General features: G+C 65.4%; 24 protein-coding genes. 11 read left to right on the top strand and 13 right to left on the bottom strand.

The genetic code is table 11. The annotated features are described in order from the left end of the window. Nucleotide 1: 1 nt before the first annotated feature. Nucleotides 2–1,579, bottom strand: coding sequence for a carboxyl transferase domain-containing protein (locus tag CH283_RS11510; protein WP_094638886.1), 1,578 nt, complete (start codon nucleotides 1,577–1,579; stop codon nucleotides 2–4). A 91-nt stretch (nucleotides 1,580–1,670) separates the two neighbouring features. Between CH283_RS11510 and CH283_RS11505 the strand changes: the two genes are divergently transcribed. Next, nucleotides 1,671–2,318, top strand: coding sequence for an SACE_7040 family transcriptional regulator (locus CH283_RS11505; RefSeq protein ID WP_094638885.1), 648 nt, complete (start codon nucleotides 1,671–1,673; stop codon nucleotides 2,316–2,318). A gap of 8 nt (nucleotides 2,319–2,326) precedes the next feature. Here the strand turns inward: CH283_RS11505 and CH283_RS11500 are convergent, their stop codons facing one another. Next, entirely contained in the window at nucleotides 2,327–3,379 is a 1,053-nt protein-coding gene (locus CH283_RS11500; protein ID WP_176460217.1) for a DUF3068 domain-containing protein, read from the bottom strand. Nucleotides 3,380–3,579: 200 nt separating this feature from the next. Here CH283_RS11500 and CH283_RS11495 point away from each other — a divergent pair, with 200 nt between their 5' ends. The 3 genes from CH283_RS11495 to CH283_RS11485 are packed head-to-tail and all read left to right on the top strand — an operon-like array spanning nucleotide 3,580 to nucleotide 7,248. Continuing rightward, entirely contained in the window at nucleotides 3,580–4,941 is a 1,362-nt protein-coding gene (locus CH283_RS11495) for an MFS transporter (RefSeq protein WP_094638883.1), read from the top strand. A gap of 28 nt (nucleotides 4,942–4,969) precedes the next feature. Further along, a complete protein-coding gene (locus tag CH283_RS11490) occupies nucleotides 4,970–6,094 on the top strand; it encodes a HoxN/HupN/NixA family nickel/cobalt transporter (protein WP_094638977.1) in 1,125 nt (374 codons plus the stop codon). Between the two features lie 53 nt (nucleotides 6,095–6,147). After that, nucleotides 6,148–7,248: a lipase family protein gene (locus CH283_RS11485; protein WP_255183216.1), complete on the top strand. Its 1,101-nt coding sequence runs from the start codon at nucleotides 6,148–6,150 to the stop codon at nucleotides 7,246–7,248. On the opposite strand, the gene CH283_RS11480 is transcribed toward CH283_RS11485, so the two are convergent. The 4 genes from CH283_RS11480 to CH283_RS11465 are packed head-to-tail and all read right to left on the bottom strand — an operon-like array spanning nucleotide 7,245 to nucleotide 11,720. Continuing rightward, a complete protein-coding gene (locus CH283_RS11480) occupies nucleotides 7,245–8,060 on the bottom strand; it encodes an SDR family oxidoreductase (protein WP_094638881.1) in 816 nt (271 codons plus the stop codon). The two genes, CH283_RS11485 and CH283_RS11480, sit on opposite strands and share 4 nt — an antisense overlap. Continuing rightward, the gene (gene mhpA, locus CH283_RS11475; protein WP_094638880.1) at nucleotides 8,057–9,658 is read right to left on the bottom strand and encodes a bifunctional 3-(3-hydroxy-phenyl)propionate/3-hydroxycinnamic acid hydroxylase MhpA; all 1,602 of its coding nucleotides are present in this window, start codon (nucleotides 9,656–9,658) and stop codon (nucleotides 8,057–8,059) included. The genes CH283_RS11480 and mhpA overlap by 4 nt, the downstream gene beginning before the upstream one ends. Continuing rightward, nucleotides 9,655–10,590 carry a fumarylacetoacetate hydrolase family protein gene (locus CH283_RS11470; protein WP_094638879.1) on the bottom strand — a complete coding sequence of 312 codons (936 nt, stop codon included), beginning with the start codon at nucleotides 10,588–10,590 and terminating at the stop codon, nucleotides 9,655–9,657. The genes mhpA and CH283_RS11470 overlap by 4 nt, the downstream gene beginning before the upstream one ends. Next, on the bottom strand, nucleotides 10,587–11,720 hold the full coding sequence (locus CH283_RS11465) for a VOC family protein (RefSeq protein WP_094638878.1): 1,134 nt from the start codon (nucleotides 11,718–11,720) through the stop codon (nucleotides 10,587–10,589). The genes CH283_RS11470 and CH283_RS11465 overlap by 4 nt, the downstream gene beginning before the upstream one ends. A 126-nt stretch (nucleotides 11,721–11,846) precedes the next feature. Here CH283_RS11465 and CH283_RS11460 point away from each other — a divergent pair, with 126 nt between their 5' ends. Further along, complete coding sequence (locus CH283_RS11460) at nucleotides 11,847–12,500, top strand: TetR/AcrR family transcriptional regulator (protein WP_094638877.1); 654 nt, start codon at nucleotides 11,847–11,849, stop codon at nucleotides 12,498–12,500. Nucleotides 12,501–12,522: 22 nt separating this feature from the next. On the opposite strand, the gene CH283_RS11455 is transcribed toward CH283_RS11460, so the two are convergent. Genes CH283_RS11455 through CH283_RS11440 form a run of 4 tightly spaced genes read right to left on the bottom strand, consistent with a single transcriptional unit; the run spans nucleotide 12,523 to nucleotide 16,920 of the window. Further along, nucleotides 12,523–13,356, bottom strand: coding sequence for an SDR family NAD(P)-dependent oxidoreductase (locus CH283_RS11455; protein ID WP_094638876.1), 834 nt, complete (start codon nucleotides 13,354–13,356; stop codon nucleotides 12,523–12,525). Beyond that, the gene (locus tag CH283_RS11450; protein ID WP_094638875.1) at nucleotides 13,353–14,882 is read right to left on the bottom strand and encodes a flavin-containing monooxygenase; all 1,530 of its coding nucleotides are present in this window, start codon (nucleotides 14,880–14,882) and stop codon (nucleotides 13,353–13,355) included. Before CH283_RS11450 ends, CH283_RS11455 begins: the two co-directional genes overlap by 4 nt. Before the next feature lie 17 nt (nucleotides 14,883–14,899). Further along, on the bottom strand, nucleotides 14,900–16,009 hold the full coding sequence (locus tag CH283_RS11445; protein WP_255183183.1) for a PDR/VanB family oxidoreductase: 1,110 nt from the start codon (nucleotides 16,007–16,009) through the stop codon (nucleotides 14,900–14,902). Continuing rightward, nucleotides 16,006–16,920, bottom strand: coding sequence for a metal-dependent hydrolase (locus tag CH283_RS11440; RefSeq protein WP_094638874.1), 915 nt, complete (start codon nucleotides 16,918–16,920; stop codon nucleotides 16,006–16,008). Before CH283_RS11440 ends, CH283_RS11445 begins: the two co-directional genes overlap by 4 nt. A gap of 103 nt (nucleotides 16,921–17,023) precedes the next feature. Here CH283_RS11440 and CH283_RS11435 point away from each other — a divergent pair, with 103 nt between their 5' ends. Next, entirely contained in the window at nucleotides 17,024–17,596 is a 573-nt protein-coding gene (locus tag CH283_RS11435) for a TetR/AcrR family transcriptional regulator (RefSeq protein ID WP_094638873.1), read from the top strand. 17 nt (nucleotides 17,597–17,613) lie between these two features. Here the strand turns inward: CH283_RS11435 and CH283_RS11430 are convergent, their stop codons facing one another. After that, entirely contained in the window at nucleotides 17,614–18,225 is a 612-nt protein-coding gene (locus CH283_RS11430) for a TetR/AcrR family transcriptional regulator (protein WP_094638872.1), read from the bottom strand. A 137-nt stretch (nucleotides 18,226–18,362) separates the two neighbouring features. Between CH283_RS11430 and CH283_RS11425 the strand changes: the two genes are divergently transcribed. Genes CH283_RS11425 through CH283_RS11405 form a run of 5 tightly spaced genes read left to right on the top strand, consistent with a single transcriptional unit; the run spans nucleotide 18,363 to nucleotide 23,048 of the window. Next, a complete protein-coding gene (locus CH283_RS11425) occupies nucleotides 18,363–19,790 on the top strand; it encodes a flavin monoamine oxidase family protein (protein WP_094638871.1) in 1,428 nt (475 codons plus the stop codon). Continuing rightward, the gene (locus CH283_RS11420) at nucleotides 19,772–20,251 is read left to right on the top strand and encodes an SRPBCC family protein (RefSeq protein WP_094638870.1); all 480 of its coding nucleotides are present in this window, start codon (nucleotides 19,772–19,774) and stop codon (nucleotides 20,249–20,251) included. The genes CH283_RS11425 and CH283_RS11420 overlap by 19 nt, the downstream gene beginning before the upstream one ends. Next, nucleotides 20,248–21,183: a carbohydrate kinase family protein gene (locus tag CH283_RS11415; RefSeq protein ID WP_094638869.1), complete on the top strand. Its 936-nt coding sequence runs from the start codon at nucleotides 20,248–20,250 to the stop codon at nucleotides 21,181–21,183. Before CH283_RS11420 ends, CH283_RS11415 begins: the two co-directional genes overlap by 4 nt. Beyond that, nucleotides 21,183–21,845: a class II aldolase/adducin family protein gene (locus tag CH283_RS11410; RefSeq protein ID WP_094638868.1), complete on the top strand. Its 663-nt coding sequence runs from the start codon at nucleotides 21,183–21,185 to the stop codon at nucleotides 21,843–21,845. The genes CH283_RS11415 and CH283_RS11410 overlap by 1 nt, the downstream gene beginning before the upstream one ends. A 3-nt stretch (nucleotides 21,846–21,848) precedes the next feature. After that, nucleotides 21,849–23,048 (top strand): MFS transporter, encoded by a 1,200-nt coding sequence (locus tag CH283_RS11405; protein WP_094638867.1) that lies wholly within the window; start codon nucleotides 21,849–21,851, stop codon nucleotides 23,046–23,048. Between the two features lie 4 nt (nucleotides 23,049–23,052). Here CH283_RS11405 and CH283_RS11400 read toward each other — a convergent pair whose 3' ends face one another. Then, nucleotides 23,053–24,543: an aldehyde dehydrogenase family protein gene (locus CH283_RS11400; protein ID WP_094638866.1), complete on the bottom strand. Its 1,491-nt coding sequence runs from the start codon at nucleotides 24,541–24,543 to the stop codon at nucleotides 23,053–23,055. Further along, the gene (locus tag CH283_RS11395; RefSeq protein WP_094638865.1) at nucleotides 24,540–26,087 is read right to left on the bottom strand and encodes an acyl-CoA synthetase; all 1,548 of its coding nucleotides are present in this window, start codon (nucleotides 26,085–26,087) and stop codon (nucleotides 24,540–24,542) included. Before CH283_RS11395 ends, CH283_RS11400 begins: the two co-directional genes overlap by 4 nt. Nucleotides 26,088–26,201: the final 114 nt, after the last annotated feature.

The raw sequence follows: 26,201 nt of genomic DNA, 5'->3' as shown, positions 1-26,201 counted from the left end.
CTCACATCCTGAAAACGCCGTAGGAGACCGGCTCGAGCGGCGCGTTGGCGCACGCCGAGAGGGCCAGTCCGAGAACCTGCCTGGTATCGGCCGGGTCGATGATGCCGTCGTCCCACAGGCGGGCCGTCGAATAGTAAGGGTTGCCCTGACTTTCGTACTGGTCACGGATGGGAGCCTTGAACGATTCCTGGTCCTCGTCACTCCACGGCCGACCGGCAGCGTCGAGTTGTTCGCTGCGCACCGTGGCGAGCACCGACGCTGCTTGCTCGCCGCCCATCACCGAGATTCGAGCGTTGGGCCACATGAACAGGAAGCGGGGCGAATACGCTCTGCCGCACATCGAGTAGTTGCCTGCACCGTAGGAACCGCCGATGACGACGGTGATCTTGGGAACCCGCGCGCACGCCACTGCCGTCACCATCTTGGCACCGTGTTTGGCGATACCGCCTGCCTCGTAGTCACGGCCGACCATGAAGCCGGACAGGTTCTGCAGGAACACCAAGGGGATGCTGCGCTTGTCGCACAGCTCGATGAAATGGGCGCCCTTCATGGCGGATTCGGCGAACAGAACGCCGTTGTTGGCGACGATCCCGACGGGGTGGCCGTGGACGTGCGCGAATCCGGTGACGAGCGTCTTGCCGTATTCGGCTTTGAACTCGTCGAATCGACCCGCGTCGACGACGCGGCCGATCACCTCACGCACGTCGTAGGGAGTGCGTGGGTCGGTGGGGACGACGTCGTAGAGATCGGTCTGTTCGGCTACCGGTGCGCGTGTGGGAAGAAGGTCCCACGGCCGCGGAGTGCGGGGTCCGAGGGTGGAGACGATGCGGCGGACGCGGTGCAGCGCGTCTCGATCGTCCTCGGCCAGATGGTCGGTGACGCCGGAGATCTTCGAGTGCAGATCACCGCCGCCCAGTTCCTCTGCGGTGACGACCTCGCCGGTCGCGGCCTTCACCAGTGGCGGGCCGCCGAGGAAGATGGTGCCCTGGTTCTTGACGATGATCGCCTCGTCGCTCATCGCCGGTACGTAGGCACCGCCTGCTGTGCACGAGCCCATGACGGCAGCAATCTGCGCAATTCCCTTGGCGCTCATGGTCGCCTGATTGAAGAAGATGCGGCCGAAATGGTCGCGGTCGGGAAAGACCTCGTCCTGGCGCGGAAGGAATGCGCCGCCGGAGTCGACGAGGTAGATGCACGGCAGAGTGTTCTGCAGTGCGATCTCCTGCGCGCGTAGATGCTTCTTCACCGTCATCGGGTAGTAGGTGCCGCCCTTGACGGTGGCGTCGTTGGCGATGATCACGCATTCGCGACCGGAGACGCGGCCGATGCCGGCGATCACGCCGGCACCGGGGCACTCGTCGTCGTAGAGGCCGTTGGCGGCCAACGGTGAGATCTCGAGGAACGGGCTGCCGGGGTCGAGAAGCTCGTCGACGCGGTCGCGGGGGAGGAGCTTGCCGCGGGCGATGTGCCGTTCCCGAGACTTCTCGCTCCCGCCGCGGGCAGCAGTGGCCAGCTTTTCTGCGAGCTCACTGGTGAGAAGTTCGTGATCTGCCCGGTTGGCAGCTGTGTCGATCGCCATGAGGTGCACGCCTTAAGGGGTTGAACGTCAGTGTCACAAAAGTTCAGTTAATCGTTGATAACTGACACGATAGTAAACTACGATTAACTGAGTGTCCAGAGTCGAGGAGGTGACGGTGCAGGAGTCGGAAGCGAAACCGACGACCGTGCGTCAGCAACGCAAGGCCGAGCGTCGGCAGCAGTTGCTGGGCGCTGCAGCATCACTGTTCGCCGAACGCGGGTTCACCTCGGTGCGACTCGAGGATCTGGGCGCGGCCGTCGGTGTCAGCGGACCGGCCGTCTACCGGCACTTCCCCAACAAGGAGGCCGTGCTCGTCGAGTTGATGGTCGGGATCTCGGAGTATCTGCTCGACGGTGGCCGTGCGGTGGTCGATCGTGGTGAGGTCGCCGCGGACACCGTGTCCGCATTGGTCGAGTTCCACCTCGACTTCGCCTTCGACACACCGGCATTCATCAGAATCCAGGATCGCGACCTGCAGAGTCTTCCGGAGGGTGCGCGCCGCAAGGTGCGCCGAATGCAGCGCGAGTACGTGGAACTGTGGGTCGAGGTGCTGTGTGCCGTCGACCCGGAATCGAACGAGTCCGACGCGCGAACCACGGCGCACGCGGTCTTCGGTCTGATCAACTCGACGCCCTACAGTGCGGGGCGTACTCCGTCGAAGAACGCTCGTCCGGTGCTGCGGGCAATGGCGCTGGGGGCGTTGGGGGTTGCTGCGCCGAGCCGCACAGCATCGACCTGAGCGTCCACCTACACCGACGCGCGCTCGGCTTTCTCCGCATGTCGGCGGGTGGGCTCGGGCGGACGAGCGCGACGGGATCCGATCACTCCGGCGGCAACGGCACCGACGAGGCACACTCCACCGACCGCGTATCCCAGGAGCGGTCCGCGGGAGGTCACCCACTCCAACTTGTTGGCCGCGTCGCGAGCCGAGGCCACCTGCTCGAGCCGACCCGTCTCGTCCAGGGCGAGAGACGCCTTGAAGATCGTCACCTCGGGGACCTTCGGATCTCTCGCGAAGTACTGGTACGGCGTTTCCTGTCCCCACACCAGGCTCCCGCTCGTGGGCTCGACGTAGATGTCGCGCACGTTCGAGTACCAGCGCTTCATCGTGATCGGCTCGTCCCCGTCGCCCAATCCCCACTTCGAAGCCGGGAGGGTCACCGAGTTGATCGGCGACTGCGTGGTGGTCGAGAGGTCGGCCTCGGTCACGATCGATCGGAAGTGATAGATCGGCAGCCCCTCCATGGTGAGCTCCTCGACGAAGTTCGCCTCGAAGCTCGTCCACGCAGTCGCGTCGTAGACCGTGTACGTGATCGGCTGGGTATCGAAGGGAAAGCGATGCTGTAAGCCGTTGCGCGGCAGAGGAATGGCCGGCGAGTCGACTGTGGTCTGCAAGGATCCGGCGGGCTCGACGGGTAGTCCGGTGCGCCGGTCGCTCGTCACGCGATCCACCGAGGCGGTGAGCAGGCCCGCGTCACCGTCGCGGTCGGCGCGCCTCACGGTGGCTCCCACCTGGAAGGTGACGCGGTCTGCGTCGGAGGGATCCTCCACGGTGATGTACCGCTGAAGAACGAGGGGAACATCCGTCGCGATGGACAGGGGGCCGGGTCCGGTGATCGTCGTCGAGTCGAGGACCTCACCGCCCGCACCGTCCGTGGTGGTGGCCACCGTGGTGGCGTCGATGTCGAGTGGAGTCACCGCCAGGCGGTCGTACACGAGGGTGGGCAGAAGTAGAGCGACGACGATCGCGAAGGAACCCAACCCCGCGAGCAAGCACATCGCGATTCTCACCCGTGACATGAACACCGTCCCAATTCTTTTCGTTTCCGGCCGTCTCATCGTGCCGTGGCGAGAGCCATGAATGTCCGCTTCCGCGTTGTGACCTGTCAGCATGTTCGTGGGAATTTACAGAGACATCAACCGATGTTGAGAATTTCCGGAAAGGTGCACACTGGGGTCACTCGTCATTTGCCGCACAACGCTGAATCGGGGGACGACACATGGCGACCGGTATCGATCGAGGTACGACGGTCGATCGCGGCAATCGTTGGCGAACCATCGGGACGTTGCGAACCGGGCCCGGTTCTGCAGTCCTTCCGTTCGGCTGGGGACCGGCGATCGTGTTGGTGCTCGTGGCCTTCGTGGACCGTATCGAATTCAGCCTCGTGGCCGCGGTTCTTCCTCAGCTGCAGGACGAATGGGGATTCGGCGACGCGGTGGCGGGATCGCTGCCCAGTGCGTCCGCGATCGCCGCGGGTGTCCTCGCGATACCGGCTGCATACCTTGCCGACCGTCACGATCGCGGCAGGATCGTGACCTGGGTCGTCGTTCTGTGGTCTCTGGCAACTCTCGGTTCGGCACTGGCACCCACTTTCCTGATCTTCTACCTCGTGCGGGTCGGTCTTGCCGCCGCGGAGGCCGTGGACAACCCGGCGAGTGCGAGCCTTCTTGCCGACTTCTACCCGCCCGCAACGCGATCCACTGCGTTCGGTTGGTGGCGAACCTCGGCGTACCTGGGCGGGGCGGGCATAGTCCTGGGTGGTGTGCTGGCGGACTGGCTGGGTTGGCGCGGGGCGTTCATGGTCATGACGATCCCGGGACTGCTTGTCGCAGTGCTCGTCTCACGTCTGAGAGAACCCGAACGCGGATACGCAGACCGGTTGGCGGCCCGCGCAGACCCGAGTGCGCAGATTCCTACGCCGTCCGGACCGCTTGCCACCCAGATCCGCCGACTGCTGCCCATCCGGACTCTGTGGTTCACCGGCGCTGCTCTGACGGTCATGAGTCTGTCGATCGGTGGTCTGACCTTCTGGCTACCGAGCCTGCTGCAACGCCGGTACGGCCTGTCCGAATCGGCCGCCGCGACGGCGGGCGGAGGAATGACACTGCTGGGAATCGTGTTCGGCACGCTCGTCGCGGCGATGGCAACCCGTCGAGCCGTCGCCGACACCAGCCTCGCGCAGTGGCGAGTACTGCTGGGCGGTAGCGGAATTCTGGTGGGAAGTGTGTTCATGTCGATCGCGCTCGGTATGAACTCCACGATGATGTTCGTCGTTCTGCTCACCGTGTTCGCCTTCTTCTCGGCCTTCGCCCTTCCCACGCTCACCGCCTGTGTCGCCGACGTGGTTCCGGCACGCGATCGAGGTCTCGGATTCGGCATGCTGCAGATCGCCGCGACTGCGGGCGGTGCCGTCGGGCCGCTCATGGTCGGTGTGGTGTCCGACGCGGCGGATTCACTCACCGTCGGCCTGATTCCGCTTCTTCCGCTGCTGGCGATCGGGGGAGTGTTCGCCCTCCTGGCCTACTGGTCCGTGGAACGCGATTCGACGCGCGTCCTGGCCGAGGCTGCGCGGGAAGAGTAATTCGTTGTCGTCGGTCACAATGTTCTTCATGACGAGTGAGCTATCGCGCGCCGAGGTCGGCCGGCGGCAGAGTCGATTCACTCCCGACGAGATCCCCCGCCTGCTGGCCATGGCCGGAGTCGTAGCCGCCCTGCACGTGATCGGGTGGGGGTTGTTCACCCATTACAACTCCATTCCGAGTATCCACAACCTCACCGGAGCGGACGGCACGCTGGTCTACGCCGGAGCCGGCGTGTTGGCGTACACCCTCGGGCTCAGGCACGCGTTCGACGCCGATCACATCGCCGCCATCGACGACACCACTCGCTTTCTGCTGCAGAAGGGCAAGCGGCCGTTGGCCGTCGGGCTCTTCTTCTCACTCGGTCATTCGACCGTCGTGTTCGTCTTCGTCGCCGCCATCGCGTTCGTCGCGTCGCGGGCGACGGCGTTCCAGGACGCATTCGCCGGAGTCGGCGGCATCATCGGCACACTGGTCTCCGGAACGTTCCTCTATCTCATCGCGGCGTTGAACATCGCAGTGCTCGCGGGAATCGTCGGAGTCTGGCGACGCGCGAAACGAGGTGAGTTCACCGAAGCCGGACTCGACGAGTTGCTGGCCAAGCGTGGGCTGATGAATCGACTGTTCCGAGGTCGCTACGACAAGCTGATCGACCACTCGTGGCAGATGTACCCGCTGGGTCTGCTGTTCGGGCTCGGATTCGATACCGCCACCCAGGTCGGTCTGCTCGCGATCGCAGGCACGACGGCCATGGCAGGCGGACTTCCGCCGATGGCGATCATCGCCCTGCCGGTTCTGTTCGCCGCGGGCATGACCACCATGGACACCATCGACGGCATCTTCATGTCCAAGGCGTACGGCTGGGCGTTCGTGACGCCGGTGCGCAAGATCTACTACAACATGACGATGACGGGACTGTCCGTCTTCGTTGCTCTGGTGATCGGCACGGTGCAGCTCTTGACCCTGCTCGCCGAGCAGTACGGGCTGACCGGCGGACTGTGGGACGCGTTGTCCGTCATCGATCTGAATCTGGCCGGCCAACTCGTCGTCGGCACGTTCTTCGTCGTGTGGATCGGAGCGGTCGTGTATTACAAAGTGGCGCGCATCGACGAACGCGGTGGCTTCACACACTCGAACGAAATGGAGAACCAGTGAACTCTCGGCGTCGGATCGGTGTCCTCGCAGTTGCCGCGGCGCTCGCGTCGAGCATGGCGACGGCGCTGCTGGCCGTACCTGCTTCCGCTGCACCGTCTATCACTCAGAAGATCGGTGACGTCGTCTCGACTCGCGATCTGGACCGAAACCTCTGGATTCCCGGCGCGGCCTCGGCCGAGGTGCTCACCTACGTCACCACCGACACCTTCGGTGAGAAGGCTCTGAGCACCGGCACCGTCTTCCTACCGCCCGGAACTGCGCCGGAGGGTGGCTGGCCGGTGATCTCGTGGGCCCACGGCACTTCCGGGCTCGGCGACGCGTGTGCGCCGTCTCTGATCGGTCCGACCTACGCAGAGCGAGATCTGCCGTACCTGGCGAACTGGCTCGCGCAGGGCTACGCCATCGTCGCCAGTGACTATGCCGGCCTCGGAACACCAGGATTGCCAACGTATCTCGACGGTCGAACCACGGCTCACAACGTGGTCGACATGGTCAAGGCGGGCCGCAACTACAGCGAGGACCTCTCGCGATCCTGGGTGGCCGTCGGCCAATCGCAGGGCGGTGGCGCTGCGATCTACACCGCTCGGTACGCGACCGAGTTCGGCGGCCCCGATCTCGACTACCGCGGGGCCGTCGGAACCGGTACTCCCGCGTACATCGAGAAGTTGATCTCGATCGGTGGACCGGGCGTACCGCCGGTGGTACTACCGTCGGGCCTGACCGCCTACGTCGCGTACATCGGCGCGTCACTGCGCTACGCGCATCCCGAGCTCGGGCTGGACGACATCCTGACCCCGCTCGGGAAGAAGTATGCAGATCTGGCCGAGACGACGTGTGTGACGGACTTCGAGGCACAACTCGACGGTGTGACGATCGGTGACTTCTTTACGGCACCACTGACCGGTCTGCCGAACTTCACCGCCGTCCTCGACGACTACATGGCGATGCCCGAGACCGGTTTCGACAAGCCGTTCTTCATGGGAAACGGCCTGCAGGACATCGACGTTCCGTTCCCCACAACCGCCGCCTACGTCGCCCGTCTGACGGCCAACGGTCAGCCGGTGACGTTCCGGGCCTACAACACCGACCACAGTGGAGCCTTCGTGCAGTCGCAGGCGGATACGATTCCGTTCGTCGCGAACCTGTTTCGCTAGTTCACCGGCCGCTTGCTGGGCAGCCCGTAGGCGCGAGCGGTGAACAGTTCCAACACCGTGCGCGGCAGCAATCGCTGGGCGAGGAACACCGCCGGAGCATTGCTGCCGACCGCGTAGATGGGCAGCGTCTTCTTGTCCTCGACGGCTTTGAGGACGGTGAGAGCGACGGTCTCGGCTGTGATTCCCTCGGCCTCTTTGGCGTCCAGCTGTGAGATCACCGTGGTGAAGTCACGGAGGTAGGGCGAATGCGGGCCGCAGTACTTGGTCCGACGGGCCGAGAGCCCGGTGGCGATGGCCCCGGGTTCGACTGTGGTGATGTCGATTCCGTAGGGCTTGAGCTCGTAGCGCGCGGCCGTGGCGAACCCCTTGATCGCAGCCTTGGTGGCGGCGTACGACGAGCGATAGGCCAGCGGAAAGCTCGCGAGCATCGACCCGATGTTGACGATTTTTCCGCTGCCACGATCTCGCATGCCCGGCAGCACGGCCTGCGTCAACTCGATCGCTCCGAAGACGTTGAGCTGGAACAGCCGGGTGATCGCGTCGATGGGCAGCTCTTCGAGTGGGCCGCACTGGCTTTCGCCTGCGTTGTTGATCAGCACATCCACCGGGGCGTCGGCGATGCCGTCCGCGAACCGCCGGATCGATGCCGGGTCGGTCAGATCCAGGTCGCGGTAGTCGACGCCGGGTATCGGGTCGGCCACCGAGGAGCTGTCGCGGCTCGTTCCGATGACGTGGTAACCGCGAGCGATCAGAACCTCGGCGACGGCCTCGCCGATTCCGGACGTCGCTCCGGTGACAATTGCAGTGTTCATCTACGCCTCTTGTTCACGGTGCGGGTAGGTGCCGGCTTCGTCGCGACAGGTGCCGGGCATTCTGTCCTGCGAAAAGCTGTGGTCGGCACTTTGGTGTGCAGGGACGGCACCGAGGTGCCCGACGCCATGACCGTGCGGTCCGGTCGCACGATGGCGGCGACAGCGTGGCCGCGGCGCAGCCAGACCCCCAGCTCCGACGACGCCGCAACCTCGACGACGACGGCTCCGCGGCGTTCGATCTCTCGACGGTGCCCGACGGCCAGGGGTGTCGACGAGACGAACAGGAACCGGCCCGGTGCGAGGTCGTCCAGACGAGCTCCGCCGTCCAACGGGCTGTTGGGGCAGAGCTTTCCGGCCAGTGTGCGAACCGGCACGGGTGAACGCAGCACGTACGGCGATCGAGCGAGTGGCGGGGTGGTGCTGGCGGTGACCTTCTCGCCGATGAACGGCAGATAGCCGAGGGCGGGTGCGATGTTCGCGCGCATGATGCCGGTGAGCCGGCTGCCGCCGGTCATGGCCCATCCGATCGCGACTGCCAACTCGATCATCTGCTTGGCGTGCGTCTTTCGTTCTGTCTCGTAGCTGTCGAGCGAGGTCTCTTTCAGATGCCCGTCGAGCACGCCGACGAGCTTCCAGACCAGATTGCGCGCATCTCGGAGTCCTGCGCCCATCCCCTGCCCGATGAAGGGCGGCGTCAGATGCGCGCTGTCGCCGAGCAGGAACACCCGGCGATCACGCCATCGGTCGACCACCTGTGCACGGAAGGTGTACTCCGCGCTGCGAATCAGCTTCATGTCCGGGATCTCGCCGGAAACGAACCACGGTGCGATGAAAGGGTGGATGGCCGAGAGATCGGTGAACTCGTCGAGGGTCTCGCCGTCGAGCATCCGGAACTCCCAGCGGTAGCGGGTGGGGCCGATGCGCATGTACGTCGCCGATCGCTCGGAATCGCACACCTGGTGCACGCCATCCCACTGCTCGAGATCGACGTCGGTCTCGATATCCACGACCAACCATCGCTGCTCGAAACCGAGATCCTCCATTTTCGAGCCGATGGACCTGCGCACCACACTGTTGGCACCGTCGCAGCCGAGGACGTAGTCGGCGGTCACCCAATGTGGCGTCCCGTCCTCGGTCGAGTCGTACCGGACCCGAACCGAATCCTTCAGGTTCTGCACATCGGTGATCTCGCATCCGCCACGCATCTGCACGGAGTCGTAACGCGTGATGTGGGAACGCATCAGACGCTCGAGTTCGGGTTGATCGAACATGTTGGCCTGCGGGTAGCCGTGCGGTCGATCGTCGGGATCCCGCTCGAACTCGGCCAGCGTGTGAATCCGCTTGTCGCACAACCTCAGTCCGCGACCGGGACGCGAGATGGCCGCGAAGTCCTCGGCCAGGCCCAGATCGCCGAGGATGCGGTACACCTCGTCGTCGAGATGGACTGCCCGCGGCTGAGGGTAGACGTCCTCCCACCGGTCCAGCACGAGGCAGGGCACGCCGTACCGGCCCAACAGCAACGCCGCGGTCATGCCCGTCGGACCGGCACCGACGATCACCACGGGAAAGTGTCTGCCGTCGGACTCGGTACCGGTCATCGGTAGGAGACCCGGGTGCGCTGGACTCCCAGATCGAGGGCTCCGTCGGGAGTCGAGCAGGTCAGTTCGAGGACGTCGCCGTCTTTCAGGAACGCGGGATTCTTGGCCTGCTTCTTGAAGAAGACCTTCCACTTGACCGACGGAGGAACCAACGATCCGATCATCTCGATCGGCTTGGCGGGGGCCTTCAACGCGGTTCCACCGGGAGTGCCGGTGAGCAGCAGGTCGCCCGGGTCTATCCGCTGGAACTTGCTCAGCGCCTTCAGCGACTCGACCGGGCGGTAGATCATGTCGGCGACCGTACTGTCCTGTCGCACGGAGCCGTTGACCCGCAGGGTCAGTGCGAGTTCGCCGAACCGATCGAACTCGCCGGCCTCCAGAAGAACCAGGCGCGGCCCGACCGGAGTGAAGGTGGGATACGACTTGCCCTCGTAGAACTGAGTTTTCGGCAACTGGACGTCGCGGGCAGAGACGTCGTTGGTGAGCACGAGCCCGGCGATGTACTCGGCCACGTTGGAGGCGTCGACCTTGGTTCCGACGGTGAGCGTCTTGCCGAACACCAGTCCGATCTCGATTTCGTAGTCGAGCAGCTTCACGTGCGACGGCTTGATCACATCGTCGGTGGGTCCGCTGATGGAACCGGAGGTCTTGCGAAAGAACGTCAGCGGAACGGTGTCGGGGTTCATCCCCGAGTCCTTGACGTGGGAGACGTAGTTGGTCATGTTCGCCATGACGCGGCAGGGTGCCGTCACCGGCGAGATCAACGACAGTGTTTCCACGGCAACGACATCGGTCGAACTGCGAGCGGATTCGATAGCAGGCCGATCGGCGAGGAGCTCGGCGGTGCTGACCGCGGAGGTGTCGATGCGTGACGCGCCTGCGGGGGTTTCGACCCACCACGCGTCGGCGGTGCGGAGTACAGCGATGCTCATGAGGATGCCACTTTCATCAGGCCGCGAAGGCGATCGGTGTCGAACTCGTTGTCGTTGCGCAGTGAGGAGAAGATCGATTTCAGTTCGTGCAATGACGCTCTGCTGGGAGCGATTCCGAGGAAGTCCTTCGACGCAGGCGGTCCCCACTGGGCGAGCCCGGACGCCGTCATCGGGGCCCAACCGGGTTCGAGGGAGTTGTCGAACATGTCGCCGTCGCTGAAATGTTCCACCAGGAAACCGTCGGGATCACGCCAGTAGTCGAAGATCTGGCTGCCCTGGATGTGTCTGCCGATGCCCCACGAATGTCGGTACCCACGTTGGGTCAGGTACTCGCCGCCCGCGGCGATGGCATCGAGATCGGACACCTGGTAGGCGGAGTGCACGTACCGGTTGGACGGGCCGAGAGTCATTGCGAGAGTGTGATGATCGGACGGAGTGTTGCCACGATCGCAGCGGATGAAACTCATCACCGGACCGCGATCGCGCTGGCCGTCGTAGTAGAGGAAGTCGCTGACGATCAGGCCGAGGTGATGCAGATACCAGTCCAGATTCTGGAGGTAGCCGGTGCGCTGGAGCACCACGTGTCCCAGGCGCTGGACTCGGGCGGGCTGACGCGGTGGCCGCTGCGTCGCGTTGAGTCGAAAGCGCGGGTCACCGAAGTTGTAGGTGTGCGCTTCCTGACCGGGAAGTTCGGGATGCTCGGTGTATCCGGACACCACCTGGACGGGCTGCCCGCCCGGATCGGTGAGCGTGACCGCGACACCGCCGAGCGTCTCGGGGAGCCGTTGGACCCGCTGCCCGGTGGCCTCGGCCAATCTCATGAGGTCGCCGTCGTCGGCGGCGGCGAAGGCGGCGCCCACGAAGCGTGTTCGCTTGCCGCGGCGGATGATCACACACGGTGCGCCGACCTGCGTGCCGCGCAGATGGATCTCCTCCGGAGTGCGAAGCGAGACGGTGAAACCGAAGGCGACAGCGAACGCCTCGGCCTTGGTCAGATCCGGCTTGCGAAACTCCAGCCAGGCGATGTCTCGAACCTTGATGATCGGATCTTTCGCGCGACCGGGGTGCTCGCCGGGGAGTGCGCCCTGGTCCACGTGCATGTCCTTGTGGCCGTCGACGTCGTGTCCCATGAAGCCCTCCCTCGTTGGTGACAATATCGTCACCTATGACAGCACTGTCAGTCAAGATTATTGACAAATTCGTCAGCGGTGAGGAAGAGTCAGGGCGTCGACCAGCGGCAGACAGAAGTAGGGAACATGACAGAGACCCCGAATCGGCTCGAGCGGCGCAAAGCGCGTACGCGCGGCGCGCTGATCGCAGCGGCACAAGGATTCATCGCCCGCGGCGAACTGAACGCTCCGATCGCGGAGATCACCCAGGCCGCCGACGTCGGGATGGGGTCCTTCTACAACCACTTCGTCAGCCGCGAGCAACTGTTCCAGGCCGCGGTCGACGGTGCCCTGGAACTGCTGGGAAACTATCTCGATTCGCTGACCGACAGCTCGGCCGATCCGGCGGAAGCCTTCACCCGATCCTTCCGAATCGCAGGGCGCCTGTTTCGGCTGCAGCCGGAACTGAGCCGCGTACTCATCCATTCCGGCCCCGACCTGATCACCTCGCAACACGGTCTCGGTCCACGCGCGGCCAGAGACATCCAGGCCGGCGTCGCCGCCGGCTACTTTCGGGTACCGGACCTCCAGCTGTCTCTGGCGTTGGTGGCGGGCGCGCTGATCGGCCTCGGCCAGTTGTTGCTCGAGCAGCCCGATCGAGACGACATCGAGTCCGTCGACAAGATGGCCTACGGTGTTCTGCTCGCCCTCGGAGTACCCGACACCGACGCCAGGGACCTGTGCGCGCGATCGCTACCGCCCATGAGTGACGTACCGAGCGTGGACGGGGACAGCGACTAGCACCAGCGCGCGCCGGCGAGACTCAGTGGGCATGCGCATTCTCCAGGTCCCGGATGATCTCGGCTATCGCGCGGTCCTTGACGAGTCTGCGTTCCAGAATCGGGTTGAGAACCCCGCGGAGCCAGAAGTACGGTGTCCAGGTGGCCGGCGCGATGATGCGGGCCCGACGCGTGCGGACCGAATGCACGAGCAACTCTGCGGCGTGTTGCGAGGGTAGTCGCCGATTCAGTGGCCACGGCAGAAATTCGCCGATCCGTCGGCCCATCGGATCGCTGTCCAGGGTGTTGCGGGCCAGATCGGTATCCACCACACCGAAGTACGCCAGACCCGCTGTTGCGCCCACGGCCGCCAGTTCGATTCGCAGCGCGCGGCCGAGCTGTTCGACCGCCGCTTTGCTCACCATGTAAGCAGACCCGCCCATGCCGGGAGTGAAAGCGGCACAGGACGATACGAGCAGCATGTGGCCGCCGCTCGCGACGATCTCGTCGGCCGCAGCGCGCACGATGTTGAGCACACCATCGAAGTTCACGGCCATCACCGAGTCGAACACTGCGCGGTCGACGGTCCTGATGGTGGCGGGCGGGGGTGTGATGCCGGCGTTGGCGATCACGATGTCGAGACCGCCGAATTCGCTCACCGTCGCGGCCACGCAGTCTGCCATCGCATCGGGATCGGTGACGTCTCCGGTGAGCAGCAGGATCCGTTCGGATCGCGCGGCGTCCGGCGGAAAGTCTCGATCTACCACAGCCACGGAGGCTCCCGCGGATACCAATTCCGCGACCGTCGCGGCTCCGATTCCACGCGCTCCACCGGTCACCAACGCCACTTTGTCGGCCAGGTCGATTCGGTTCTTCATGCGAGGTCCTTCGTCGTCACGAGCTCGGTATCGGTCTCCGAATCCACACTGCGCCAGTGGTAGTGGCCGAGATCGATCGTGGACATACGCCGGGTGAAGTTGCGCACCGAACCGGGCCAGTACGTCACGTTTCGGCCCGACGGGCTCAGGTAGTAGCTGCTGCACCCGCCCGAGTTCCACACCGATCCCGCGAGCGTGCGGTCGGTGTGTTCGGCGAACGTCGACTGCGCGCGCATGCTCACTTCGAGCGCCGTGATCGCGTTGGAGTCCATGGCGCGCAACGCCGCGAGGATGTAGTTCACCTGAGCCTCGATGGTGACCACCTGCGAGGTGTACACCACCGAGTTGGGGCCGAGCAGCATGAAGAAGTTCGGGAACCCGTGCACCGTGGTACCCCGGTACGAAAACATCTCGCCGTTGGGCCATTTGTCCGCCAACGACTTTCCGTCGCGGCCGACGATGCGCCGAAAGCCGGTGTGGCCGGACACGGTGAATCCCGTCCCGAGAACGATCGCATCCACCTCGTGCACGGTTCCGTCGGTGGCGACGATGCCCTCGGGCACGATCCGAGCGATGCCGGTGGTCTCGACGGTGACGTTCTCTCGGCACAGTGCGGGATAGAACTTGTTCGAGAAGGTGGGTCGCTTACAGCCGAATTCGTAATTGGGCGTGAGCTTCTCGCGAAGAACAGGATCCTTGACCTGCCGGCGCAGGTGGGCACGCCCCATAGCCGTGAGCGGTGCCAGCAACGAGCGATGGCCGATGAGTCCGGGTACCAACGCTTCCTGGAACAGATCGAACACCCGGCGCATGGCCCGCTGGGCCCGGGGGTACTTCCGAAGCATGGACCTGCCGGATTCGGAGATCGGCCGGTCGGGGTGCGGAAGAATCCATGTCGGCGTCCGCTGGAACAGAGTCAGGTGTGCGGCCTCGGGGGCCAGGCGCGGAACGAATTGCACCGCAGATGCTCCGGTGCCGATGACGGCGATGCGTCGACCCTCGGCGGAGTGCTCGTGGTCCCACTTCGCCGAATGGAACACACTGCCCGAGAACGATTCCAGGCCTTCGATTCTGGGCGTGGCCGGTTCGCTGAACGGCCCGAGGGCTCCGATGAGGATGCGCGCCGACCACGTTCCTGCACTCGTCCGCACCACCCACCGGGCCTGCTCGTCGTACCAGGTTGCGTCCAGTACCTCGTGGCCGAAGCGGATACGATCCCTGATCCCGAACCTGTCGGTGCAGTCGTTGAGATATGCCTCGATCTCGGGCTGCAGCGGGTACAACCGCGTCCAGTCCGGGTTGGGCGCGAACGAGAACGAGTACAGCGCGGACGGGATGTCGCACTGCGCACCGGGATAGGTGTTCACGTGCCACGTTCCCCCGACGGCGGTGTCACGCTCGAAGATCAGAAAGTCGCCGCGGCCTTCCTGCTCGAGTCGGATTGCGGCACCGAGACCGCCGAATCCCGCGCCGATGATCGCGACGTCGATGTGCGGCATGGCCGTGCCGGATTGTGTTGCAGTCATGAGAGTTCGAGCTCCTTCTACAGATCGAGGACGAGAACTTCGCCGTCGACGGCGCCGCGCGAGACGCACAGGGTGAGCGAGTTTTCGCGTTCGGAGGCGTCGAGAACGCGGTCACGGTGATCGACGCGTCCGCCGACGAGACCGACAACGCACGCTCCGCAGAAGCCCTGGCGGCAGGAATAGGGCTGGTCCGGCCTCGATCGACGGAGGGCGTCGAGAGCGGTCTCCTGGGCACCGACCTCGACGGTCTCGCCGGAGCGGGCGAGCTGCAGCACGAACGGCGTGCCGTCCACCACCGTTGCGGGCGCGAACAATTCGGTGTGGAATCCACGGACGGCGGTACTCGAGAGGGCCTCGGCACGAAGCCTGCTCGACAGTGCCGCAGGCCCGCAGACATACATCGCGGAGGTGCCCATCCCGAGATCGACGATGTCCGCCGGAATCGGAAGTCCGTCGACATCGTCGGTCTTGACGATCACATGACCACGTGAGGTCAGGGCCAACTGCTGCAGCACGGCAACGAACGGCAGACTCGCCCGAGACCGACCGTGGTAGTACAGCGTCCACCGCGCCCCGTCCTGGGCGGCGCGTTCGATCATCGCCCGGATGGGGGTGATGCCGATTCCGGCGGCCACGAAGAGGTAGTGCTCGGCCTCGGCCATCGGAAAGGCGTTGCGGGGTCCGCGAACTCGGAGGACATCGCCTCGGGTGAGGGTGTGGATCTCGGTGGACGCCGTGCCGCCGGGGATCTTGCGGACACTGATGCGGTAGCGATCACCTGCGCCGGGGCGGCCGGCGAGCGAGTACTGCCGCACGGAACCGGACGGGGTGGTGACGTCGATGTGCGCGCCGGGCAACCACTTAGGGAGCGGTGCACCGTCGCTGCGAGACAACAACAGTGAGCGAACGTCCTCGGCCTCGTCGATCGTCTCGTCGACGACCGTCTCGAATTCGTATCCGACGCTTCGCCTCGGCCGAGCCGGGGACAGGGCCGTGACGATCGAAGAATCGGTGACGAGCTTGGCGTAGAGGCGGGACGCGGCACCGACGGCCCGTAGTCCGATGCCGGGCGCGGTCACGGCGACCTCGCCCAGATGGCGGTGTACCGGAGGCGCTGTGGTCGTCACTGCTGGGCCGCCAGCGCCGCCGGGGAGATCGCCAGATACTGCACGGCCTTGTCGATGTCGCCCATGTTCGAGGGATGGAAGCCCGGGCTGATGTAGAGGGCGAGCTGTACGAACAGGAACGACAGACCCGGTATCAAGTGCTTGCGTGACGCGCGTGCGAAGGCGATCGGCCAGGGAGCCCGGATTCGGCGTCTGCCGGTACGCGGCGTGGCAACGGAGTTCTTGTACAGGTACGCGGCGGTGCTGAACCACAGCACGGCCAACCCGGCACTGGCGACGACTGCCGTTCGGGCACGGCGGAATCCGCCACCGTCGACGTACTGGAACGCGTCGAATGCGACGTTGCGGTGCTCGAGCTCTTCCGCGCCGTGCCAGCGCAGCAGATCCAGCATGGTGGGGTCGACGCCGATACGGTCGAATTCGGTGTTGTCGAGCAGCCATTCGCCCACCACGGCAGTGAAGTGCTCTGCCGCTGCGTAGATTCCGAGACGCTCGTTCAGCCAAGCTCTTCCTGCGCGGCCGGTGAGGCCGTGGTCGCCGAACACCACACCGACGGCGAAGCGAATGCGCTGCAGAATCGGTTCGATGTCCACTCCGTGTGCAACGAGGTAGTTGCGGAAACTCTCGTGGGAGGACGCGTGCGTTGCTTCCTGGCCGACGAATCCCACGACCTCTTCGTGCAGCCGTCGGTCGTCGATGAGCGGCAGCGCGCGAGCGAACACGTCCGCCATCGCGCGTTCTCCCTCGGGCAGGACCAGGTGCATCACGTTCCAGAAGTGGGTGGCGTACCACTCGTGGGGGATGTACTGGAGTGGAACGCCGGACCAGTCGAATCTCACTGCGCGCGCGACGATCGCATAGGACTCGTCCGTGTACTGCTCGTTCGCGTCGACCGCCTTGTTCCGAGACATTCCGAACTCCGTTTCTCCGTGATGATCACCTGATGCTACATAGCAACAGTATGTGTTGCAATGTTGCATTTGGCAGGAGGTGGACGGCCGATAGGATCGACCGATGCATCCAGACGGTGACGACGGACCGATCCTCGACGCCGCCCTGGAACTGTTCGGCGAGGTCGGAATCCCCCGAACCACCATCGGTGACGTCGCCAAGCGCGCCCGGATCAATCGCGTGACCGTCTATCGCCGGATCGGGTCCAAGGACGACCTGGTGCGGGCCGTCATGGCGCGGGAGTCGTCACGATTGTTCGTAGCGGTGGCGGCTGCGGCTGCGGAACAGACGTCACGCGCGGATCGGGCCGCCCACGGGTTCGCGACGACGATCGACTCGGTGCGCACCAATCCGGTGTTGATCAAGATGTTCGATTCCGAGAGCTCGTTGGTGCTCGAGCAATTGACCATCAATGCATCGGCACTGCTCGTGCCGGCGATCAACGCTGCCGCGCACATTGCCAGGGGTGAACTGGAATCCGACACCTTCGCAGTGCCGGATGCTCCGGAAATCGTTGTGCGCATTGTGCATTCGATCTTGCTGACGCCGTCCGCCGCCGCCCCGCTCGATACGTACGACGATCTGCTCGCGTTCGCGCACCGCAACATCGTGCCGCTTCTCGTCGGAACGACCTGACGCGTTCCTCCTCGAATTCAGGCCCGCGGCACGTACGAGTCGAGTACGCGGAGCAGAGCGTCTTTCAGCTCGGCCCGATTGCCGCCCGGTGTCGGCCTGGCGATCTCGTGCAGGGTGTAACCGTCGATCAGGGCCAGGAAGTGCCGCGCCGGTAGATGCGGTTCCGCGATGCCGAATGCTCCCAGCGCGGCCTCGGCCGCCTCCTCGATCATCCGCATGATTCGGTGCACCGAATCGGCCAACTCGGGTCGCCTACGTACGGCGAGGTACGCCTCGAATTGCACGAGGGAGTCGTCGTCCTCCGGTGAAGACAGCAGTGAGACGAGGTCCATGATCGCGTCGGCGAGATCGTCGCGCGTGAGTCCACCGGACTGCGCAACGTCGAGTAGAGCGGTGACCTTGGTCGTCACGTTCTCGGCGATTCGGGTGATCGCGGCATCGATGAGTTCGCCGACCGAGCCGAAGAAATAGCTGGTGGTCGACGGCGGGAAGCCCGCGGCGTCGGCGACGGACCGAAACGAGACGCGTTCGAGTCCGCGTGTTCCGATCACGCCGATGGCGGCGTCGACCAGGGCGTCGCGGCGCTCCTGGCCACGCGCGTATCGAGTCTTCCGGCGCTCTTCGGTCATGGCTACAACGTAGCCGGGGTGTTGTCGCTGAGCTCCATCGCAGTGCTCTCCAGCAGGCACTTTCCATCAATCCTGGCCTAGTGGCCAATATTGAGTTACTGTCGCCGCTACATCGAACAGCCCGGAAAGGAGCACCGATGAACGAGATCTCGGAAGCCTCGCGTGTGGACGTGGTGGTCGTCGGCGCAGGACTCGCGGGTCTGACTGCCGCCAGGGACCTGACGGCCGCAGGGTTGACCGTCCAGGTTCTCGAGGCCAGAGACCGGGTGGGCGGACGGACGGTCAACCATGCACTCGGGGAGAACGCGGTGGTGGAGACCGGCGGACAGTTCGTCGGTCCGACGCAGGACCACATTCTCCGCCTGGCCGCGTCCGTGGGCGTCGGGACGTTTCCCGCCTACGACATCGGATCGAGCGTCTACGTCAAGAACGGACGCGCCCGACGCTTCGACGGCGGAGTGCCGCCGGATCTGGCGGCGCTACCCGACGTCGGGATGCTGGTGGCGCGAATCGATCGGGCCGCCGGGCAGATCCCCGTGGGTAGACCGTGGTCGGCACCGCGTGCATCCGAGTGGGACACGCAGACTCTCGCCACCTGGGCCCGGAAGCACTCGGCCACCCACGGCGGTGTGGAACTGCTCGACATCCTGCTCGGTTCGGTGTTCGGCGGCACATCAGCCGATGTGTCGGCGCTCTTCGGCCTGGCGTACGTGGCCGGGGCAGGCAACGAGTACACCCCCGGCACCGTCGACCGCTTGATGAGTGTCGCCGGTGGAGCGCAGCAGTGGCGATTTCTCGGTGGCTCACAGGCGATCTGCATCGAAATAGTGTCGCGACTCGGTGATTCGGTCCGCCTCGATACTCCCGTGCGCCGCGTGGAGCAGTATCCGGACCGCGTGGTGGTGCACAGCGATACCGAGTCGTGGGTTGCCCGATCGGTCGTCGTCGCGATTCCGCCCGCTCTGGCCACCCGAATCGACTGGAGCCCTGCGCTGCCCGCGGCGCAGGAAGCACTGTTCCAGCGGATGAACTTCGGTGGATTGGCCAAGTGCGAGGCCGTGTATCCCGAACCGTTCTGGCGCACGAGCGGGCTCTCCGGCCAGGCGCTCTTTCGCGACAGCGACGTACCGGTGTCCTCGATGTTCGACAACTCGCCCCCCGACGGAAGCCATGGAGTGCTGATGGGATTCGTCGGCACCTGGGGCGCGCGCCATCGAGGCGGCCGAAACTGGTCCGAGGGCAACGAATCCGAGCGCCGCGGCGAAGTGCTGCGCGCTTTTGCCTCGGTGGTGGGTCCGCGCGCACTCGAACCGACCGAGTGGATAGAACTGGACTGGACCGAAGAACAGTGGACCCGCGGCGGGCCGACCGCGGTGTTGACCCCCGGAGTGTTGACCGGGCTCGGACGGTGGCGCGATGTTCCGTTCGGCCGAGTGCGATGGGCCGGTGCCGAGCACTCCGACTATTGGAACGGATACATGGACGGTGCCGTGCGATCGGGTGAAAAGGCCGCAGCAGAAATACTTTCGACCGAAGGAGAACTCTCGTGGAACAACGCTTCGTAGTCTCGGCCCATCGCACACTCTCGGTGAGCCCCGAGGAGGTCTGGGCACTGACCGGTGACACCAGCCGCTATGCGGAATGGGTGTCCGACGTCCGTGCCGTCACCGCTCATCACGGCACCGCACGAACAGGTGGCGTCTACACCGAGAAAGTGGCGGCACTCGGCCGCTTCACCACCAACGCCACGTGGACCGTCCGGCATCTGGAACCGAACCGACTGCGAATCGATTCGGGTCAGGGATTCGCGCCGCTCACCAATGTGGCCAACGTCTTTCGCTTCGCACCGCTCAGCGGAGGGACCTCGACCGCGATGACCTTCGAATTCTGGTTCGACGTCTCCCCGCGCTGGCTGGGACGGATTGTGCGACCCATCGCCACCGCCGGGATGTCCGCACGATTCGACATTTCGATGTGCAACCTCGAGGCGCTGATCCTCTCCGAGCGAACCGCGACGATCCGATGAGGGAACCCGCGGAAGTCCTCACCCTCGGGGTGCACATACTCGACACCCTGGTGCGGCCGGTGACCGAGATTCCGCACGGTCAGACGGCGGTTTTGGCGGAGCAGATCGCGATGTCCGCCGCGGGCACAGCCGCGGGAACGGCACTGGTGCTGTCCCGGCTGGGTGCCGCGGTGCACACCGCGGGAGTCGTCGGCGCTGATTCGGCAGGTACGTTTCTACTGCAGCTCCTCGCCGACGAGGGTATCGACGTCTCGCTCGTCCATCGGATGGAGGGAGTGCAGACCTCGGCGTCGGTGTTGCCGATCAGGCCGGACGGATCGCGGCCGGCTCTGCACGTCATCGGAGCCAACGGCTATCTTGCCCAGCATGTTCCGTGGAACATGTTCCACAACGTCGACTTCCTGCATCTGGGCGGACCCGAGTTCTTCGGACCGGACACCGCCCGCGACATCGCGCGCCGCGCCCACGAGGACGGCGTCGTCGTCACCGTCGACAGCCTGGCACCGTCCGTTCCGGAAGGACTCGGCGCGTTCGCCGCCGCGCTGCCCCACGTCGACTACCTGCTGCCCAACGACGAGCAGGTCCTCGGCTGGACCGGCTGCGCCACCGTCGAAGACGGGTGTCGTCGACTGCTCGAGCTCGGAGCGTCCTGCGTGGTGGCCACCGCGGGGGCCTCGCCCACTCTCGTGGTCACGAACAACTCGGCCGTCGAGGTCCCCGCGTATGCCGTGGACGTGGTGGACACCAGCGGATGCGGAGATGCGTTCTCGGCCGGGTTCGTTCGGGGCCTGTCCCTGAGCATGAACGCCGTCGAGGCTGCCGAACTGGGCAATGCGACCGCTGCGCAAGTGGCGCAGGGCCTCGGAACCGACTTCGGCACCTACGACCTCGAATTCGTTCGCAAGTTCGCGCGCACCTGCAGGACCATCTGATGCCGGCCGACGTCGACGAGCTACGGCAGTCCGTCGCAACGACCGCCCGGCACCTGGGCCGACGGGGCCTGGTGCTCGGCACCGCAGGCAATGTCAGTGCACGCGCGGGTGATGTGGTGGCGGTGACGGCGACCGGGCTGGTGTTGGCGGACGCGACGATCGAGGACATCACGGTTGTCGGTATGGACGCCGTCGTGCGCGCCGGTGCATGCGAACCGACCTCGGAACTGGGCTTGCACCTGGGCATCTACGCGTCGTCCGAGGTTCGGGCTGTGGTGCATGCGCACTCTTCTGCGGCCGTTGCTCTTTCGCTCGTCGCGGACGAACTGCAGCCCGTGCACTACGCGCAACTCGCCCTGGGTGGGACCGTCCCGGTGGTGCCGTTCGCGCCGTTCGGTACCACCGAGCTCGCCGACGCGGTGGTGGCGGCGATGCGTTCGAGGTCTGCGGTCATCATGGCCCACCACGGCTCGGTGGCCACCGGTCGCGATCTCGATTCGGCGCTGTCGAACATCGAACTGCTCGAATGGCTCTGCGGGCTCTATCTTTCCGCTGCGTCGGTGGCGACGCCGCGCGCCATGACCGAAGCGCAGCTGGCCGCGACCCTCGACGAGGTGGTCCGCCGTGCCTACGGAACCGCGGCACCCGTGCGAGGGGACTGACCGATGACCACCCGGGTACGCCCGCTCTGGATTGCCGTGTTCTCCGTGGCGTGGCTGGGCTACTGGATGGCCAATCTGGTTCCACTGCAGCTGCTTCTGCCCGAGCGTCTGCAAGAGATCGATCCGCAATCGAAGGTGTTCGATTTCGCGGTGATCAACGCGGTCTCTGCCGTGGTGCTCCTGATCGGTCTACCCGTGTGCGGGTCGCTGTGCGATCGAACGCGCAGCAGGTTGGGGCGACGGCGCGTCTGGTTCGGCGGCGGTGTCCTGTTCTTCGCCGGTGCGTTGGTGGTCACCGGGCTGCAGAGTACCGTCCTCGGAATCGGGACGGCGTGGTCGGTGGCAATGCTCGGATTGAGTGCTGCCACAGCGGGGTTGACGGCCGTGGTGGCCGATCGTGTGCCGGACGAGCAGCGCGGAACGGTGTCGAGTGCGATCTATGCACCGCAGGCAGTAGGCGTGGTGGCGGGCCTGGCGCTGGTGTCCACGCTTGCCCTGTCGGTGTTGGGCGGGTACCTCGCCGTGGCGCTCGCCCTGGTGATCTGCTCGGTGCCGTTTCTGCTGACGTATCGCGAAACCGGTGCACCGACAGCGCTGTTGAGTCTGCGCAGCATCACTGTCTCACTTATCGATTCGTTGCGTCACCGCGACTTCGCGTGGGCCTTCGGGGGTCGAATCCTGGTCAACGTGGCCAACTCGCTCGGCACTTGCTATTTGCTGTTCTTCCTCACCGACGGTCTTCGAGTCGCCGATCCGACGGGATCGCTGCTCGAGGTGACCGTCGTCTACCTGATCGCCTGTGTGGTGTGCACGTTCACCTTCGGGCCGTTGTCGGACCGGATGCGTCGCCGAAAGATCTTCGTGGCGGTTGCGGCATCGATGCAGGCTGTCGCAGGCTTCGTCCTGGCGATACATCCCACGATGGATGCGACGTTCGTCTCGGCGGCGTTGCTGGGCGGTGGATTCGGCGCGTACATGGCCGTCGATCAGGCACTGGTGACCGGGGTCCTTCCGTCCGCCGACAGTCGGGCGACCGATCTCGGCGTGATGAACATCGGCGCGATCGTTCCACCTGCCCTGGCACCGCTGCTCGCCAGTGTGTTCCTCTCCACCGTCGGTGGATACCCGGCACTGTTCACGGCGGTCGGGGTACTGGCGGCACTCGGGGCAGCGGTGACCTGGCAGGTGAAATCGGTGCGCTGATCTCTCAGCGGCGGTGACGCAGCCCCAGCACACGGTCGATCAGCGGCATGACCCACCGTCGGCGTCGCAGCGTCACCAACTCGAATCCGGGGATATCGAACAGCTTCGTGACGCGGCTGTGCGTGCGGCAGAACTCGGCGAACCCTTCGTCGCCGTGTACCCGGCCGAAGCCGCTGGCACCGACGCCGCCCATCGGAACCGATCCCATTCCGGCGAACGCGATCACCGAGTTGACGGTGGCCTGACCGCACACCAGCTGCGCCGCAATCCCTTTGCCGTGCGAGCGGGAGAACACCGATGCGCCGAGGGCGTACCGATGATCGTTGCTCAGCTCGATCGCCTCCTCGACGCTGTCGACCTCACGGACGGTGACCGTGGGGCCGAACGTTTCCTCGCGAACGGCCGAGCAGTTCTCGGGCGTGTCCACCAACACGGTGGGTCCGACGAATCGCTCGCCGATCGACGGCAGTCCGCCGATCAGTGCTCGGCCACCGGCCGCCTCTGCATCGGCGAGGTGACGCCGGACGATGTCGATCTGGCTGGGCATCGTCATCGGTCCGTACGTGGCCGACGCATCGCCACCGGGCGCGATGGCACGGGCGTGCTGCACGAGGGCCCCGGTGAATTGGGCTGCGACACTGCGCTCGACGTAAACCCGCTCCACTCCGACGCACGTCTGGCCGCCGTTGGTGAATGCACCCCACGCCACCGCCTCGGCAGCCGCGGCGATATCGGCGTCGGCTGCAACGATCACCGGATCCTTACCGCCGCATTCGAGAACCACCGGGGTGAGCGTCTCGGCGCACGTGGCCATGATCTTCGATCCGGTTCTCGTCGAGCCCGTGAACGCAATCTTGTCCACACCCGAGCGACACAGTGCGGCACCGGTGTCGCCGTAGCCGGTCACCAGAGACAGAATGCCCAGCGGAAGAGCAGGATTGGCCTCATGGAAGGCGCGAACGTAGCGAGCCGCCACCGCGGGGGTGTACTCGCTGGGCTTGAACACCACGCAGTTGCCTGCGGCCAGAGCCGAACCGATCGCACTGTTGGGTGCGTAGAGCGGGTAGTTCCACGGGCCGATGACGCCCACCACGCCGAGAGCGACCTTGTCCACGTGTGCGGAATAGTTCGCCAGCAGCACGCCGGGGTTCACTCTGCGCGATCGCATGAGTCGCGGTGCCTGCTTTTCCGCCCAGGCGATATGTTCGAGAGTCAGGACGATCTCGAGCAGCGCATCGTCGGCCGGTTTGCCGTTCTCGCGGTGGATCAGATCGATGAATTCGGCGCGGTGACTCCAGATCTCGTGTCGCCAGGCCCGCAGGTGCCGGGCGCGAGTGCGCGGCGGTAGTGCCGCCCAGGTGCGCTGCGCCCTCCGCGCGAGGCCGACCGTTCGCGCGACGGACTCCGCCGAATCGACGGTGAACGAGGCGATCGGGCTGTCGTCGATGGGCGAGATCGAATCGAAGGTGGCTCGCGTACGGACCTGGCTGGTCACAGGGAAGCTCCGAGCGCATCCTTCGCAACGTGGGCGTCCCGCAGTTCGCGCTTGAGGATCTTGCCTGCGCCGCTCATGGGCAGTGCCGTGACGAACTCGATGGTGCGCGGGGTCTTGTAGCCGGCAACGAGAGTTCGGGTGTGATCGCGGAGCTCCTCGACATCAGGCGAGAACCCCTCGGCCAGCACGACACAGGCGTGAACGCGTTCGCCCCACTCGCCGTCGGGAACACCGATCACGGCGCACGCCAGCACCGAGGGGTGCAAGCTCAGTGCGCTCTCGACCTCGGCGCTGTAGACGTTCTCGCCGCCGGTGATGATCATGTCCTTGAGTCGATCGACGACGAACAGGAATCCGTCGGCGTCGAGGTAGCCGACATCACCGGTGTGCATCCAACCGTCGCGAACGGCCGCGGCGGTCTCGTCCGGCTTGTTCCAGTAGCCCAGCATCACATGTCCACCGCGAACACAGATCTCGCCGACGGACCCGGTGGCCAACTGCTCGTCGTCCGGGCCGAGAATCTGGATCTCCGAGTGCGGGGCCGCGCGACCGGCCGAGCCGATGCGTTCTCCCACATGGTGTTCCGGCCAGAGCAGCGACGCGACCGGTGCGAGCTCGGTCATGCCGTAGGCCTGAGTGAGGCGGGCCTGCGGGAGCCGGGCGAGGGTCCGCTCGAGGACGCCCGCGGAGATCGGGGATCCTCCGTACAACACGCGGCTTAGGGAGGAGGTATCGAATTCGCTCAGCGTGGGGTGATCGACGAGAAGCTGAATCATGGTGGGCACCAGCAGCACATCGGTGACCGAATGCGTCGCGATGGCACCGAGCACGGCAGTCGGCTCGAAGAACGGAACCATGACGTGGGTGCCACCGAGCATGACCTGACCCACCCATGCGGCCAGATCGGCGAGGTGGAACATCGGCGCGGCATGGAGCAGGATCGACGCGTCGTCGAGCAGCTGTCCGGTCGCCACCGTTCCCAGGCCCGAGGTGACGAGGTTCGCGTGCGAGAGCATGACACCCTTGGGGAAGCCGGTGGTGCCACCGGTGTAGAACAGGCCGGCGAGGGCGTCGCCGCTGCGGCGCGCGTCGGGAACGGGATCGTGGGAAGAGATGAGGTCCTCGTACGAGACCATGCCCTCGGGGGTGGCCCCGTCCCCGCAGTGGACGATGGTCTGCAGGCCGGCGCATGCGGGGCGCAGTGCCGGGACGATGGCACCGAAGGTGTCGTCGACCAGCAGGACCTTGGTGTCGGAATCGTTCAGTGCGTACGCGACCTCCACGGGCGACCACCGAATGTTCACGGGGTTGAGCACGGCGTCGGCCCACGGCACCGCGAGCAGGTACTCCGAGTACCGGTCGCTGTTGAACGCCAGCATCGCAACTCGATCGCCGGGCTCGACGCCGATGGAGTGCAGGCCCGCAGCCAGTCTTGCCACTCTGTCGAGCTGCTCGGCGAAGGTACGAACGCGATCGCCGAACACCGTCGCTGCCCGGTTCGGTGTGCTCGACGCGGAGCGGTGAAGGCCTTGAGTGAGATACATGGCGAGTCCCTTGTGCGAGTGGGGGCGAGGGTGCCCGAGGTGAGTACCGCCACAGTTCCACCTTGTTGGCACAGTGTCAATAGTGGATACAGGCGGTTACCGCTCGCAAGGACC

Source organism: Rhodococcus sp. 05-2254-2 (assembly GCF_002259095.1).
GTDB lineage: Bacteria > Actinomycetota > Actinomycetes > Mycobacteriales > Mycobacteriaceae > Rhodococcoides.
The sequence above is the reverse complement of the archived record's forward strand: the minus strand, read 5'-3'. Positions and strand labels throughout refer to the sequence as shown.